Source organism: Streptomyces sp. NBC_01635 (assembly GCF_045209715.1).
In the GTDB taxonomy this organism is placed as follows: Bacteria; Actinomycetota; Actinomycetes; order Streptomycetales; family Streptomycetaceae; genus Streptomyces; species Streptomyces hirsutus.
In genome coordinates, this window is the sequence record NZ_CP109277.1 from 6,869,884 (window position 1) to 6,884,833 (window position 14,950).

At 69.2% G+C, this 14,950-nt stretch carries 14 protein-coding genes; 5 read left to right on the top strand and 9 right to left on the bottom strand.

Annotation, left to right across the window (positions count from 1 at the left end):
* Positions 1 to 42 precede the first annotated feature (42 nt).
* The 4 genes from OHB56_RS31865 to OHB56_RS31880 form a co-directional block, all read right to left on the bottom strand.
* The gene (locus OHB56_RS31865; protein WP_326755304.1) at positions 43 to 603 is read right to left on the bottom strand and encodes a TetR family transcriptional regulator; all 561 of its coding nucleotides are present in this window, start codon (positions 601 to 603) and stop codon (positions 43 to 45) included.
* 7 nt (positions 604 to 610) lie between these two features.
* Entirely contained in the window at positions 611 to 1,192 is a 582-nt protein-coding gene (locus OHB56_RS31870) for a sugar O-acetyltransferase (protein ID WP_326755303.1), read from the bottom strand.
* Between the two features lie 70 nt (positions 1,193 to 1,262).
* Positions 1,263 to 2,540 carry an MFS transporter gene (locus OHB56_RS31875; RefSeq protein WP_406357023.1) on the bottom strand — a complete coding sequence of 426 codons (1,278 nt, stop codon included), beginning with the start codon at positions 2,538 to 2,540 and terminating at the stop codon, positions 1,263 to 1,265.
* A gap of 120 nt (positions 2,541 to 2,660) precedes the next feature.
* Positions 2,661 to 4,196 carry a polysaccharide lyase family 1 protein gene (locus OHB56_RS31880; protein ID WP_406357025.1) on the bottom strand — a complete coding sequence of 512 codons (1,536 nt, stop codon included), beginning with the start codon at positions 4,194 to 4,196 and terminating at the stop codon, positions 2,661 to 2,663.
* 844 nt (positions 4,197 to 5,040) lie between these two features.
* On the opposite strand from OHB56_RS31880, the gene modA reads away from it, so the two are divergent.
* From modA to OHB56_RS31895, 3 genes are read left to right on the top strand one after another with little or no spacing between them, the layout of a single operon-like run.
* Positions 5,041 to 5,862, top strand: coding sequence for a molybdate ABC transporter substrate-binding protein (gene modA / locus OHB56_RS31885; protein ID WP_326755300.1), 822 nt, complete (start codon positions 5,041 to 5,043; stop codon positions 5,860 to 5,862).
* The gene (locus OHB56_RS31890) at positions 5,859 to 6,734 is read left to right on the top strand and encodes an ABC transporter permease (protein WP_326755299.1); all 876 of its coding nucleotides are present in this window, start codon (positions 5,859 to 5,861) and stop codon (positions 6,732 to 6,734) included. The genes modA and OHB56_RS31890 overlap by 4 nt, the downstream gene beginning before the upstream one ends.
* Complete coding sequence (locus OHB56_RS31895) at positions 6,731 to 7,831, top strand: ABC transporter ATP-binding protein (protein ID WP_326755298.1); 1,101 nt, start codon at positions 6,731 to 6,733, stop codon at positions 7,829 to 7,831. Before OHB56_RS31890 ends, OHB56_RS31895 begins: the two co-directional genes overlap by 4 nt.
* A 50-nt stretch (positions 7,832 to 7,881) precedes the next feature.
* On the opposite strand, the gene OHB56_RS31900 is transcribed toward OHB56_RS31895, so the two are convergent.
* The 3 genes from OHB56_RS31900 to OHB56_RS31910 are packed head-to-tail and all read right to left on the bottom strand — an operon-like array spanning position 7,882 to position 9,522.
* Positions 7,882 to 8,280 carry a hypothetical protein gene (locus tag OHB56_RS31900; protein WP_326757189.1) on the bottom strand — a complete coding sequence of 133 codons (399 nt, stop codon included), beginning with the start codon at positions 8,278 to 8,280 and terminating at the stop codon, positions 7,882 to 7,884.
* Between the two features lie 46 nt (positions 8,281 to 8,326).
* Positions 8,327 to 9,220, bottom strand: a complete 894-nt coding sequence (locus tag OHB56_RS31905; RefSeq protein WP_055593155.1) for an IS3 family transposase — start codon at positions 9,218 to 9,220, stop codon at positions 8,327 to 8,329.
* Complete coding sequence (locus OHB56_RS31910) at positions 9,217 to 9,522, bottom strand: transposase (protein ID WP_381677622.1); 306 nt, start codon at positions 9,520 to 9,522, stop codon at positions 9,217 to 9,219. The genes OHB56_RS31905 and OHB56_RS31910 overlap by 4 nt, the downstream gene beginning before the upstream one ends.
* Before the next feature lie 478 nt (positions 9,523 to 10,000).
* On the opposite strand from OHB56_RS31910, the gene OHB56_RS31915 reads away from it, so the two are divergent.
* On the top strand, positions 10,001 to 10,828 hold the full coding sequence (locus tag OHB56_RS31915; protein WP_406357027.1) for an alpha/beta fold hydrolase: 828 nt from the start codon (positions 10,001 to 10,003) through the stop codon (positions 10,826 to 10,828).
* Positions 10,829 to 11,826: 998 nt separating this feature from the next.
* Here the strand turns inward: OHB56_RS31915 and OHB56_RS31920 are convergent.
* Together OHB56_RS31920 and OHB56_RS31925 are read right to left on the bottom strand one after the other, a co-directional pair.
* Positions 11,827 to 12,660, bottom strand: a complete 834-nt coding sequence (locus OHB56_RS31920; RefSeq protein ID WP_406357028.1) for a transposase family protein — start codon at positions 12,658 to 12,660, stop codon at positions 11,827 to 11,829.
* 58 nt (positions 12,661 to 12,718) lie between these two features.
* A complete protein-coding gene (locus OHB56_RS31925) occupies positions 12,719 to 13,195 on the bottom strand; it encodes a hypothetical protein (protein WP_381364270.1) in 477 nt (158 codons plus the stop codon).
* A 746-nt stretch (positions 13,196 to 13,941) separates the two neighbouring features.
* Here OHB56_RS31925 and OHB56_RS31930 point away from each other — a divergent pair.
* Positions 13,942 to 14,664: a hypothetical protein gene (locus OHB56_RS31930; RefSeq protein WP_406357030.1), complete on the top strand. Its 723-nt coding sequence runs from the start codon at positions 13,942 to 13,944 to the stop codon at positions 14,662 to 14,664.
* The last annotated feature ends 286 nt before the right edge of the window (positions 14,665 to 14,950 follow it).

Consider the following 14,950-nt stretch of genomic DNA (forward strand, 5'->3'; position numbering starts at 1 on the left):
CAGTGGTCAGGACTGTGCCGCACGGGCGGCTGGGGGTCCCGCTCAGGGCTCCCGGGGCGTGCCGGTTGCCGTGATGCGGGTGATCGCGTCGAGCGTCAGGGCCCGGTCGTGGGGTTCCCGGGACAGGGCGAGGTGGAGGGTCAGTCCCTCGATGAGGGCGTCGAGCTGGCGGGCGGTGTCCGGGTCGAAGTACTTCTCGAGGTGGACCCGGCTGCGGCGCATCCACTCGTGGGTGAGTTCCCGGTAGGCGGGGCGGCGGGCGGCGAGGGCGTACAGCTCCTGGGTGAGCACGAGGTCGCGCCGGCTGCCCTCCGACAGGACGTGGACGAGGTCGGCCACGGCCTCGATGGCCTCCTCCCGGCCGGCCGGCGCCGCGAGATGCGTGTCGAAGACCCCGACCACCTGGCCGGTGAACTCGCCGAACGCCTCCCTGAGCAGCTCGTCCATCCCGTTGAAGTGGTACGTCATCGACCCCAGCGGCACCCCGGCACGCTGGGCGATCTTGCGGTGCGAGACCGCCGCGAGGCCCTCCTCGGCGATGAGGTCGAGGGTGGCGGCGACGATGCGTTCGCGCCGCCGCGGGTCGGTGTGTCCGGTGGCCACGGGAGCCTCAGATGTCGCGGACCGGGCGGGCGGGGTTGCCGACGGCGACCACGTTCGCCGGCACGTCCTTGGTGACGACCGCGCCGGCGCCGATCACGGAGTTGTCCCCGATGGTCACCCCGGCCAGGACGATGGCGCCGCCGCCGATCCAGACGTTGTCGCCGATGGTGATCGGCTGCGCGGCCTCCAGCTTGTCGCGCCGGGGCTGCGGCTCCACGGGGTGCGTGGGGGTGAGGAGCTGGACGCTCGGGCCGATCTGGCAGTCCTCGCCGATGACGATGGCCGCGACGTCCAGTGCGGTCAGGTTGTAGTTGACGAAGGTGCGCGCCCCGATGGTGATGTTGCTGCCGTAGTCGACGTACAGGGGCGGGCGCACATGCGCCTCCTCGCCCACGGCGCCGAGCAGTTCGGCGAGGATCGACTGCGCCGCGGCGGCGTCCTCGACGAAGGCGGCCTGGAAGCGGGCGGCCAGACGTACGGCCTCCTGCTGCCGGCGGGCGATCTCGGGATCGTCGGCGATGTAGAGGTCGCCCGCCTGCATCCGTTCCAGGTTCGTACGGGGGTCCTGCGCGAAGTATTCCGTCGCCATGAAACCGACGGTACACCCTGGAGCGTACGAACGTACACTCTCCGCGCCCGGCAGTCCCCGCGGCGCTCCCCTACCTCGCCGCGGCGCTCTCCTGCCCCTCGTCGCCTGCCGGTCGACGCTTCCGTGCTCCCAGCACTCCGGCGAGCACGACCACGAGTGCGCCCGCGAGGGGCACCACCAGCAGGCCGAGGCGCAGGCCGGCCTCGTCGGCGACGAGGCCGACGACCGGCGGGGAGAGCAGGAAGCCGAGCCGCATCAGCCAGGAGACGATCGTGAGCCCCGATCCGGGCTTGAGGCCGGGCAGTTCGTCGGCCTCGTGCATCGCCGCCGGCACCAGGGTCGCCACGCCGAACCCGGCCGCGGCGAAACCGAGGATCGTGCCGGGGACCGTGGGCACGGCCAGCGCCAGGCCCATGCCGGCCGCGGCGATGAAGCCGCCGGCGCGGGCCACCGCGCGCTGGCCGAAGCGGTCGACGAGCCGGTCGCCGAGGATCCGGCCGACGAACTGGGCCCCGACCAGGGCGATGAAGCCGGAGGCCGCCAGCGCCGCCGACGCGTTCAGCGAGTCGGAGAGGTAGAGCGCGGCCCAGGAGTTGCCCGCGTCCTCGACGAGCGTGCCGGCGGTGGCGATGAGAACGAGCGCGGCCAGCACGTACCGCGTCCGCGAGGTCATGGCCGAACGCCCGCCTCCGGCGCTCGCCTTCTCCCGCGACTCCCCCTTCGCCTCCTTCGTCTCCGTCTCCGTCTCCTCGGCCGGTTCGGTGTCGGGTCCGGGCAGGCAGAACCGCAGGGCGACGCAGGCGGCGATCCCGAAGAGCACGCCCGAGATCAGCAGGTGCACCCCGAGCGGGAGGTCGAGCGCGATCGCACCGGCGGCCATGGCTCCGCCGGTGACGGCGCCGATGGACCAGATGGCGTGGAAGGAGTTGATGATGGAGCGCCCGTAGCGGCGCTGCACCCGCAGCCCGTGGGCGTTCTGCGCGACGTCGGTGAACGCGTCCATGGCGCCGGCCAGGAACAGCGCCATCGCGAACAGCACCACCGACTGCGACAGACCGGCGACCAGGATCCCGGCCGCGGTCAGCAGCGTGCTCGCCACCGCCGCCCGCGCCGAGCCCAGCCGGCGGACGAGAACCCCCGCCGCCAGGCCGGCCACGACGGCCCCCGCCGGGAACGCCGCGACGGCCAGCCCGTAGGCGGCGTTGCCGATGCCGAGATCCGCCTTGATCTGCGGATAGCGCGGCAGGAGGTTCGCGAACAGGGCGCCGTTGGTGAAGAAGAGCACGGCAACGGCTGCGCGAGCCTGCCGCTCGGCCAGGCCCGGCCGCCGCAGTACGTCAATGGTCATACGCCGGACCCTATCCGCAGAGCGTACGAACGTACACTCCCCTTTTCCGGCGACACCGTCGACGTCCGGCCCCGGGTCCCGGGCGGGGACCTGGAGCCGGACGCGTGAAGGCTTCCGGCGTCAGCCGCTGTAGGTCTCGAACTCGGCGACCCGCGGGCTGCCGTTCGAGCTGGTGATCTCGAAGGTGACCTTCTTCAGCGAGGTCTTCGGGAAGGAGATGACGCCCGCTCCGCTGCCGGAGGTCAGAACGGCACCGGTGTCGTTGTTGAGGACCCTCCAGTTGCGGATACCGCCCTCGGAGCCCGCTGCCTCACGAATGCTGATCTTCGACACCGAGGTGGCGGACGACCACTTGACCGAGACGGAGCCGGTCGAGCCGCTCGGCGACCAGTAGCTGCCCAGGTTGCCGTCGATCACGTTGCCGTAGCTCGTGCCACTGGCCTTGCTGGAGCCGTCGGCACCGGCGCCGAGGCTGAGGTTGGCCCCGGTAGGGGGATCGGTCGGGTCGGTGGGGGGAGTCGTGGGGTCGGTCGGGCCCGGGGTCTGCGGGGTGCAGTTGCCGTTCGAGACCTGGTTGCCCTTGTTGGCGCCGGCCGTCCGGTTCACCACGTCCGGTACGCAGCTCGCGCTGTCGAGGCTGTAGGAGTAGGGGATGCTCACCGAGGTGTTGGACGTCGGGTTGGGGCCGGCGGGCTGGTTGTCGCCGCTGCGGGCGGACCAGGTCACGTTGTCGAAGATGTTGCCGCTGACCTGCCAGTAGCCGGCTTCGCTGGTGTAGAAGGTGCCGAGGACGTCCTTGGAGTCCTTGAAGTAGTTGTTGTCCACCTTCGCGCGGGCCCCGGCCCGGGAGTTGATGCCGGACTCGTGCAGGTTCACGTAGTGGTTGTTGTAGATGTGCGAGATGCCGCCGCGCAGCAGCGGAGTACGGGAGTCGATGTTCTCGTACTTGTTGTGGTGGAAGGTGACGTAGCCGTTGGAGCGGTCGCTCTCGCTGGACCCGATGAGGCCGCCGCGGCCGGAGTTGCGCAGGATGCTGTACGACAGGGTCACGTACTGGGTGTTGTCCTTCATGTCGAAGAGGCCGTCGTAGCCCTCCGATTCCCCGCCGGACGCCTCGAGGGTGGCGTGGTCGACCCAGACGTTGCGGACGTCGCTCTCCATGCCGATGGCGTCGCCGCCGTTGGAAGTGGGCGAGCCGGACTTCTTGACGTTCCGGACGGTCACGTTCTGGATGATGATGTTGCTGGACTCCCGGATGTGGATGCCCAGTTGGTCGAAGACGGCACCGCTGCCGACCCCGACGATCGTGACGTTGCTGATCTGCTTGAGCTCGATCACGCCGGCGGCGGTGTTGCAGCTGCTGCCGGACACCTTGGTGGTGTTGCCGTGGTTGATGGTCCCCTGGACCTCGATGATGATCGGGGTGCTGCTGCTGGCCCGGCTGCACAGGGCCGAGTGGATCGCGGTGCCCGTGGTGGCGCGCACCGTCTGCCCGCCGGCGCCGCCGGTGGTCCCGCCGTTCTGGGTGGCGTAGCCGGTGGCGCTGCCGGTCACGGCCGCCGACGCCGAGGACGTCGACACCACCAGCCCGGTCGCGGCCGCGAGGGCCGCCGTGGCCAGCGTCGCACTGAGGCGCACTGCTGCTGATCTCTTCATCCGTGTCTCTCCCTGTTCGTCTGCACGTGCCGGGGACAGGTGGCATGGGTCGGGGCAGCCGCGATGGACGGCCTTAATGGCATGGGCATGTCATACAGGGTGCGGTCGAACCCGGCGGACCTCTCTCCGGACGGATGCGGCCGCACTCGGCCGTGCTCGGCCACTCGCTGCGTACGCGGCCGTACTGTGATCGCGCCCCGCCGGCGCCCTGGCCCTGCCCTGCTGCGGGTGCTTGCTGTGAGCGGGTGCTGGTGTTACGGGTGCCGTTTCCTCTCCCGGCCGGCAGGTCGGCCGACGCCGGTCACGAGATCACCGCGACCGCACTCCCGCGCCGGAACCGCGGCGGCTCATACGCGAAGCCACCTGCTGACGCGGCGACTTCACTCCGCTGGATCCGAACCGACAACCGGGGGAAAGCGCTTTCCCTACGGGAGAATAGGGCGGCCTCCGTCGGCCTGGCAAGGCTCCGGACACCATGGGTGCGCTCTTTCGTATCTCATACACCAGCGGTCGTTCATGCTCATCTCACGCCCAGGGAGCGGAGTTCGGAGGAAGGCCACCGGAGCCGCCCCCTGGACCTCGCACCGACTCCGGGTGACGACGAGGTCGAGACCCGCATCGAGGTCGGCCCTGTGCGGTTCCAGGCGCTCGTGGACTACCACCTCCCGGATGGCAACCCCGGACAGCGACCCCGAATAAGCCGCATATGCGAATCCTTGATTCCACATAGGCAGCTGATGCGACGCGAAAGGACATTTCCAGCTTGCATCTGCGGCAGTACGATCAGCGCATGCATTCCCGCTGGATCGGTCCGCGAGCAGCAGTAGGCAGAGGGAGAAGCCCTGTGACGACCCGCCCCGCACCCCGGACCCGCCTGTCCCGGTCAGCCGGTGCCGGTGCTGCCGTGCTGCTGGTTCTGGGGGCCGCGACGGCCTGCTCCTCGGACGAGGCCGGAGCCGGCTCCCGCTCGGGCTCGGGCTCGGGTGAGCTGTCCGGCGCGGTGACCGTGTTCGCCGCGGCCTCCCTCACGGAGAGCTTCACGACGTTGGGCGAGCGGTTCGAGAAGGCGAACCCCGGCACCGAGGTCACGTTCAGCTTCGGCGGCAGCGACAGTCTCGCCGCCGGTATCACCAGCGGCGCCCCCGCCGACGTCTTCGCCTCCGCCAGCCCGAAGACGATGAAGATCGTCACGGACGCGGGGGACGCCGCCGGCACCCCGGTCACCTTCGTCCGCAACCAGCTGGAGATCGCCACCCTGCCGGGCAACCCGGACCACATCTCCTCCCTGAAGGACCTGACCGATCCGAAGCTGAAGGTCGTCCTGTGCGACAAGAAGGTGCCGTGCGGGGCCGCCGCGCAGACGGCGCTGGACGCTTCCGGCCTGAAGCTCACCCCGGTGTCGTACGAGCAGGACGTCAAGAGCGCGTTGACGAAGGTCGAGCTGAAGGAGGCCGACGCCGCCCTCGTGTACAAGACGGACGTGCACGCGGCGGGTGACAAGGTGGTGGGCGTGGACTTCCCCGAGGCCGCCGAGGCCGTCAACGACTACCCGATCGCCCTGCTCGAGGACGCCCCGAACGCCGTGGCGGCCGAGGCGTTCATCGCGTACGTGCGGTCCGACGAGGGTCAGCGGGTGCTGGCGGACGCCGGGTTCCTGACGTCGTGACCCCGGCGGACGCCTCCGGCACCGCGGCTCGCACCCACAAGGGCACCCGTAAGGGCACCGGCCCGCGGCGCCGCCGCGTGGGGGCGGTCGGCGGGCAGGGCGTGCCGCTGCCCCTGCTGCTCCCCGCGCTCCTCGCGCTGGCGTTCCTGCTGGTGCCGCTGCTCGCGCTGCTGGTCCGGGCCCCGTGGCAGGGCATGCCCGAGCAGCTGACCAGCCCCGTGGTGTGGCAGGCCCTGCGGCTCTCCCTGGTGTGCGCCACCGCGGCGACGGCGGTGAGCCTGGTCCTCGGCGTACCGCTGGCCTGGCTGCTGGCCCGTACGGAATTCCCCGGCCGGGGCCTGGTCCGGGCACTGGTGACCCTCCCCCTGGTCCTGCCGCCGGTGGTGGGCGGTGTCGCCCTGCTCATGGCGCTGGGCCGCAACGGCATCGTCGGGCAGTGGCTGGACGCCTGGTTCGGCATCAGCCTGCCGTTCACCACGGCGGGGGTCGTGGTCGCGGAGACGTTCGTGGCGATGCCGTTCCTGGTCATCAGCGTCGAGGGCACGCTGCGCGCCGCCGACCGCCGGTACGAGGAGGCCGCGGCCACGCTGGGCGCGTCGCGCTTCACCGCGTTCCGCCGGGTCACGCTGCCGCTGATCGCGCCGGGCATCGCGGCGGGCTCGGTGCTGGCCTGGGCACGGGCGCTGGGCGAGTTCGGGGCGACGATCACCTTCGCCGGCAGCTTTCCCGACCGGACCCAGACCATGCCCCTCGCCGTCTACCTCGCCCTGCAGAGCGACCCGGAGGCGGCCATCGCGCTCAGCGTGGTCCTGCTCGCCGTCTCGATCGCGGTGCTGGCCGGCCTGCGCGACCGATGGATGACCGCGTCATGACCCACACCGGCAAGCCCGGACACGACCTCACCGGTGACGAGACCGGCGCCCCCGAACCCGACGGCCTCGGCGCCCGCCTCGTCGTCGACCACGGCACCTTCCGCCTGGACATCGCCCTCACCGCCGCGCCGGGCGAGGTCGTCGCCCTGCTCGGCCCGAACGGCGCCGGCAAGAGCACGGCGCTGCGCGCCCTGGCCGGGCTGACGCCCCTCACCGCCGGCCATCTCCACCTGGACGGGAAGAAGCTGGACCGTCTGCCGCCCGAGTCCCGTCCCGTGGGCGTCGTCTTCCAGGACTATCTCCTCTTCCCGCACCTCACGGCGCTGGACAACGTGGCCTTCGGCCCCCGCTGCCAGGGCGCCACGAAGGCTCAGGCACGGGCGACGGCCGCCGCGTGGCTGGACCGTATGGGTCTGGCGGAGCACTCCGGCGCCAAGCCCCGCCGTCTCTCCGGCGGCCAGGCGCAGCGTGTGGCCCTCGCCCGTGCCCTGGCCACCAACCCGCGACTGCTCCTCCTCGACGAGCCCCTCGCCGCCCTGGACGCCCGTACCCGCCTGGACGTACGCGCCCAGCTCCGCCGCCATCTGGCCGCGTTCGAGGCCGTCGCCGTCCTCGTCACGCACGACCCGCTCGACGCGATGGTGCTGGCCGACCGTCTGGTGGTCGTGGAGCACGGCAGGGTCGTCCAGGAAGGAACGCCCCAGGACATCGCCCGTCACCCGCGCACCGACTACATCGCGCAGCTCGTCGGCCTGAACCTCTACACCGGCCGGGCCGAGGGCCACACCGTACGGCTGGACGGCGGCCCGACGGTCACCACCACCGAGGATCTCACCGGCCGGGTCTTCGTCGCGTTCCCGCCCGGCGCCGTGACCCTCCACAGCAGCCGCCCCACCGGTTCCAGCGCGCGCAACCTCTGGCGCTGCGAGGTCGCCGGCATGGAGACCCACGGCGACCAGATCCGTGTCGCCCTCACCGGCGAACTCCCCCTGGCCGCCGACCTCACCACGGTCGCCGCCGCCGAACTCGACCTCCACCCGGGCGCGGAGGTGTGGGCCACGCTCAAGGCGACCCAGACCCACGCCTATCCGGTCTGACGGCGGGTCGGCCTCCCCGTTCCCGGCTTCCGACGGTGAAGCGCGGGTCCTTACGCCGGGTCCGCCGAGCCTCGCTTGTCCTCGACGTGGACGACGTGAAGTTCGGTGCCGTCCCGATGGCGCTTGGCGCGTCCGAACAGCCCGACGGCGATCTTCGACTGATCGTGAGGCTCATCAGGGCCGACATAGGTAAGGACGTCGTTGTGCTGCCCGGTGACGACCCATCCCTCGGCGTCCTTGAGGTCGATCACCCTGAAGTCCCCTGCCGAAGATCCGGCATGCACCGGGCCGAACTCCTTCAGCATCTCGGTGGCCTGTTCGGTCGGCTCTCCGTCCGGAGCGGTCAGCACGACACACGTGCCATGCTCGAACAACACCCACGGCTTGCGGGAATCGGCGAGAAACCGCTGCCAGACGTCCTTCAGTATCTCGGTGTTCACGGCGGTCATCATGCCGCAGAACTGGACTTTCCCCGTGACGTTGGACACTCGATGCTTACGCCGCGAGGGCATGTCCTTGCTCGTGCCGCTGCCGGATCTCCAGCGGGGTCAGGTAGCCCCAGTGCGGGTGCTTCCGTAGCCGCTTGCGGTTGTAGAAGGTCTCGATAAAGGTGAAGATCTCGGCGCGGGCGGTGGCTCGGTCGGGCCAGCGGCGGGTGCCGATCTCTTCCTTCAGTACTGCGAAGAACGACTCGGCGACGGCATTATCGAAGCACGAGCCGGTCCGGCCCATGCTCTGCCGCAGCTTCAACCGGCCTATCTCCCGCCGGAGTTCCTCGGACGTGTACTCACTGCCGCGATCCGAGTGCACGATGCAGCCCGGCTGGAGCCGACCGCGGCCGGCGGCCATCGCCAGCGCGTCGACGACCAGGGACGCCCGGTGGTGGCCGGCCATCGAGTAGCCGACGATCTCGCGGGTCGCCAGGTCCAGCCAGGTCGCCAGGTAGAGCCAGCCCTCCTCGGTGGCGATGAAGGTGATGTCGCCGACCAGCTTCTCGCCCGGCGCGCTCGCCGTGAAGTCGCGGCCGATCAGATCCGCAGCGGGCACCGCCTTCTTCGCCGGGCGGGTCAGTGAACGGCGTTTGCGCCGGGTGATCCCGGCGATGTCGCGCTCACGCATGATCCGCTCCACGCGCTTGCGGTTGATCCGCCTGCCCGACCTGCGCAGTGCGGCGTGGATGCGCGGCACTCCGTATGCGTGTCTGGAGGCGATGTGCAGCACGGTGATCTCGTGGGCCAGGGCGTCGTCGGCGGCCTGGCGGGCGGCGCGGGCCTGCTCGCCGGCCCGCCAGGCGTAGAACGAGGACCGGGCAACCTTCAGCAGCCGGCACAAGAGAGCAACACCATGGGTGGTCTTCTCCGCTTCGATGAACACGTACACGTCGTTCACCGATCGCTCTCCTTCGCGAAGAAGACCGCCGCTTTTCGCAGCACCTCGATCGTCTCGGCCTGCTCACGGGCCAACTTGCGCAGCCGACGCAGCTCCTCCCGCTCGGCCGTCGTCAGCTCGCCCGGTGCCCCCTGGCCCTGGTCGACCTGGTCCTGCCTGACCCAGTTGCGCAGCCCCTCGGCGCTGACGCCGAGTTCCCGGGCCACCTCGGTGACGGTCCTGCCGGAGGAGCGGACCAGAGCGACCGCGTCCCGCTTGAACTCCTCCGTGTACCGCCTACTGCGGTTGCTCTTGTTTCCCACCTGGCACTACTTCCTCTGGAACCTCACGTCCCAGTCTCCAGGTGTCCAACATCAAGGGGAAGCTTCACGGAGACCTCGGAAGCTGCGTTGCGTGCACATAGGCGCCAATAGCGTCGTCGCCATCAGTTGTTGCTCAACTCTGCTTCACCGATGGGCACCTGCGTCGGTACCCGAAGCACCATCTCTGAGCAGGGAAAGAGCCGTCGTCGACTGTTGTCATCTGTCATCGTTGAGCACCCCCGCACGGCCCAGAGACGGCCCGAGCGAGGGTGTCGCAGTGCGCCTCTCGATGCGCTGAAGTGGAGCTTCCCAAGTAGGGTGGAACACACGACGCGCTCATCGGCCGCCTTCCGCTGCCAGCCTCGCCGTCGCCCCCCATGTGCGTCCGCTGCTGGTCGTGGCGTGACATTCCAAGTGCGGCTCGGGCACTGAATTCCCATGAAGCGCGGAGTTCCGGACAAGTGCTAGAGAGGCAATCATGGCCTTTGCCACTGCCAAGGACGACACACAGATCTATTTCAAGGACTGGGGGTCGGGCCCACCGGTGGTCTTTTCCCACGGTTGGCCACTGATCGCGGACGCGTGGGATCCGCAGCTGAAGCTGATGGCGGACAACGGCTTCCGGGCTGTGGCCCACGACCGGCGCGGGGGTGGACGCTCGGGCCAGTCCTGGAAGGGGAACGACCTCGACACGTACGCTGAAGATCTGGCCTCGGTCATCGAGGCCCTCGACCTTCGTAACGTCATCCTGGTCGGTCACTCGACCGGTGGGGGAGAGGTCACACGCTACATCGGCCGACATGGTTCGAGTCGTGTCACCAAGACGGTTCTGCTCGGCGCGATCCCCCCGTTGATGCTCAAGACGGAAGCGAACCCGGAGGGGCTGCCGATCGACGTCTTCGACGAGCTCCGAAAAGGCGTACTGACGGACCGTTCTCAGTTCTACAAGGACCTCAGTGCTCCCTTCTACGGCGCCAACCGCGAAGGGTCGACCGTCTCGCAGGGGATCCGCGACGAGTTCTGGCTCTGGAGCATGACGGTGGGCATCATAGGCGCCCACGACTGCATTAAGGCGTTCTCCGAGACCGACCTCACTGAGGACCTCAAGAAGTTCGACATTCCCACGCTGATCATTCACGGCGACGACGATCAGATTGTTCCCATCGTGGCATCCGCGAATAAATCGTCGCAGCTCGTCAAGGACGTGACCTTCAAGGTCTACCCGGGGGCTCCGCACGGCTTGTCGATGGTTCCCGAGTTCGCGGGACGGTTCAACGCCGACCTCCTCGAATTCGCACGCGGCTGACCGGCCACGCCTCGTCGCTCACTGGTCCTCTCGCGTTCTGGTCTGCGGATGCCCGTCCGCAAGCCTCGACCGTCAGGCGCAGCCGGTGGATCAGCTCGTGTGCGCCGGCCGTGGGACTTCGCCGCGCACCACGGCGTGAGACCGCGTCAATGTGGTGCCGGTCCAGTCACGGGGCCGGCTCGTCGCCGGTACCCGCCCCGCTCCCTGCCCGCCCCGCTCCTCAGCTTCCACACCGAAGAGCAGGGGAAGGGTGCCGAAGACCGGGAAGAGGGCGACGCGGGCCTGATCAACTTCGTTCGGCCCTTTTGGTCCTCGAGCACGACAGGGGGTCAGTCGCGATCATGCGATTGGCCCCCTGCCCAGCGTCGGGGTGGAGGGATGTGAATTTACGACCTCTTCGTCCCGAAGCAACTTGGACAGGTGTCTGACCTTGAGCTGCCGTGCCTCTAACCTGCTGCGATGGTCCACAGACGTCCGTACTTGTCCGCCGCTGTTCGACGTGGTTGTCACGCAGTTAGACACGCAGGTGGGTCGCCTCAGACCAGGGGTGACCTTGCCCCGTGGCGTTCATGGAGCCGTCGCACTTGCTTGATCCAGAAGCTGTCCTTCTCCTCCTTGGATGCACTCATGGGGAGAAGCTGAAGCTCTTTAGCCAGCTGGTAGAAGCCGGGCCCGGCGTCGTTGGCAGTCAAGTAGTTCACCAAAGCTGAGAGCATCAGCGGGGGGTCAGAGGGGGCGATCTGCTGGTCTCGTTCCACGATCAGCCCCAGTAGGTGCCCCATGGCCGCTCGCTCGTCGGCGCGCTCGAAGTCGAAGGCATGGCAGCCGGTTCGCCTAGCCAAGGTGACGTTGAGCTCTGTGTACGAGGTGAGCTTGCCTAGCTTCGCCCGTTCAATGAGCGCGTTTCAACCTGAAGTTGCAGGTCACGGGGCTGGCGTGGGTCGCGATTGGGGTGCTCGTGCCGGTCAGAGGCATGATCGGTAGGAGGTGATCATCCGTCAGCGGTGGACCTCGGCGTTCGTCAGCACGAGGAGGGCCCGCAGCAGCGTGGTCGCGTGTCGGGCGTTCATGCGGACCTTGGTGAGGATCCGCCAGTTCTTCAGGTCGGCAAAGCCGTGCTCGTTCGCCGCGCGCTCGCGGCTGACCAGCCGGTTCGCCTCCTTCTGGGCGTCGGTGAGCGGATGGCCGCGAGTCGCCCGCCGGCCGGTGACGATGACCGGGGCGTCGGGGTCGTCGTCCAGGCCGACGAAGCCGAGATCGGCCAGAGCACCCAGACCGGCCTCCCGCAGGCGGGTGGTGATCCTGTTGTGGCGGGCGGTGGTGATCTCGCTGGAGCGGCCCGGCCGTGCCGCCGAGATCCAGACCAGGTTGCCGCGCTCGTCGGTCAGGGCCAGGAACAGCAGGCCGTGGGCCTTGTGTTTCCCGCTGTAGTTCGCCCGGTTCTCGTTCCCGGCGCGTCGGCGGGTGTGGACCAGGGTGCCGTCGAGCAGGACGACGACGCCACCCTTCCGGGCGATTTTCTTCAGCGCGCGGTCCAGGCGCGGGGCCTGCGCGGCGAGCAGGCCGATCACTTCCAGCAGCCAGCGGCGCACGGTGGAGGCGGAGACACCGTTGCCGCCCGCCATGTCGGAAAGCCGCTGGTCGTGCCGGAGGACCGCGAGGACGATCAGGGCGATCCGGCCGGGCGGGAGCTTGCGCCAGCGGGAGCGGATCTTCTTCAGGTGGGCGCGGACCAGGCCGGAAACCAGGTCCAGGGTGGCGCTCGACAGCGGCAGGCGGCACTGGTAGACAAGCCCCTCAGTGCCCTCGGCGAGGCTGGTGTTCTTTCGCATGGAATCCCCAACTCTCGCCGGGAGCATGCGTGTTACGCCAGAATCAGGCCGTGGCCGGTCAGGCGGGTGGCTGCGGCAGGGCGGTGAAGCGGCCGGCGGGGGTGCGGTGCAACCAGCCCCGGTCCGCCAGGCGCCTGAGCTTGTCGCGTACCGGTTCGACCTGCCCGGGTTGGGTGCCTCTGCCGAGCTGGACGCTGACGTCCTTGGCCGGGGTCGGATCCGAGGCCGCGGCCACCAGCTTCATGATCGTCTGGTAGTCGGCGGGCAGCGCGCTCTCGTCTATGCCCGGCTCGCGGTGCGGGACCAGCAGCATCCCGCCCGCGCCCGGAGTCGTCACCCGCTCCAACTCCTCGGCCACGTCCGGGTCGTCGGTCTGCCCGCTCCGCTTGGCCTCGATGAACTGCCCGATCACCATCTCGGCGGCTTCCAGCCGGACCACCTCGGCATCGATCTCGGCGAGTTCCTTGCGCAGCCCTTCGGCGCGATCGGCCAGCACCACTCTCCGCTGCATCACCCAGACCAGCATGTCCGTCACCAGCAGCCCCTTCCCACCCGGCTCCCCTCGGAGCCTACGAGGCACTCCCAATCCCACATCGCGACTCCGGCGAACCGGCAACGCATCGGATGATCACCTGCTACCGATCACACCACCGACCGGCACGAGCACCTCAGTCCCCGCCCATACCAGCCCCACGACCAGCGGATTCAGGTTGAACAACGCTCAGTGGCTCTTCGTACGCTACTGAGTGTGCCGACCGCCGGAGTGGTTCATTTCTTGCGCCGCCTGCTCGCCCTCTTCTTCAGCTCGGCCTGGCCGCGTTTCGTCCACTCACCTTGATGGAGGTGGCAGCGTGCCGTGCCCTTCATCGTCTTGTTCCGACAGCGACGCCCGGCCGTCGTCGGCCAGCCGCACTTCCCTTGTTTCCACTCACCCACCGTCCACCCCCGGCAGTCCGCCCCGCGCTCAAGGTATCCAGCCTGCGCCACCTTGCAGACGCAGGGCAGGGCGCGTAGCCGGCGGCGTCATACCACCCGGGCGCACGCGGGTCAGTACACCGAACGTGCTCTCTCGCGTACACGCTTTCCCACCGTGTCGGTGGGGCGGCGGGGGTGTGCACAGGGGCGTTCACCTGGGTTCACCGGCGGCCGGCCGTGGGCGGGAGCGGCCCACTGGTCTCGGCCGAACGTCGGCGAACGGTGGTGAACGCAACGGAGACCGAGGCGGGGCTGCCGAACCTCGAACCCCGAGGCGGTGTCCGTCCCTCGTGCCATCATCCTCACGTGCTGAAGATCCCCGGATACGAAAACGGCCCTCTGGTCCAGGGCACTGCTTACCTGGACGATCCGTTGTTCTGGCCCGTGCACCTCGGCACCTGCTTGCGCGGTGAGGACGCGCAGCGAGCCGCGTTCGGTGCCGACTGGGACGCGGCCACGGAGCTGTATCGCGCACTGTCCGCCGAGAGTGAGTGGCCGGTGTTCAGCGTGCCTCTGCCCTCCGGGCACACCGTCCATGCCGTCTACCGCAACATCGAGGGCGAACACGGAGTGGACTACCTGATACATCACCCGGCGTGGTCCGCAGCGGAAACCCTTGCCGTGGACGACGGTCACTTCATGGGGCCCGGCATGGCCTGGCCGGAGTTGCTGTCCGTTGCCCGGCAGCCGGCGACAGAGGGTGTTGACGACCCCGACGCCCGTCTCTTGCTGCTCTTTCCGACACTCGGCGATGCGCACCTTCCCGACGACGCAACCGTCGCCCTCACCGCCGCGCTCACCGCTCTCACCTTGATCGAAGAGCCCGCCGAAGTGGCGAGCATGCTCCTTGAGAACCAGGGCCAGTGGGCTCCTGCTCACTGGAGGCCGTCCGACGGCGTCTGCATCAACGACGGTGGGCACTCGTACCGCAACCCCGGCAACGCCTTCGCTCTGCCCGAGGGCCGCCTTCGGGAGATCAGTAACGCACTGAACGGCGGGGAGGCGACGGCCCACCAGGCATCCGGCTGAAGCCATGAGCTCGGGAAGCTGTGATTGCTTGGGGCGGATTCAGCTTCTGAGCAGAAGGAACGGCTGGGTTGATGCCTTCGCGGAGATGTCTGTCTTCACCAGGATGCCCCGCTGCCCCGCTCGATCCGGTGCGGTTACGGTGCGGGGGCGTGTCGAGAGCCGTACCGCCGTCGTGGGCCTACGCCACGGAGTGGAGTTCCCTCTGCGGCTGGACGCCTGCCGACCTGGTGGGGTTCCGCTGTTGTTGCGGGGTAAACAAGTATCGGCACGGGCCCCACGCCACCCA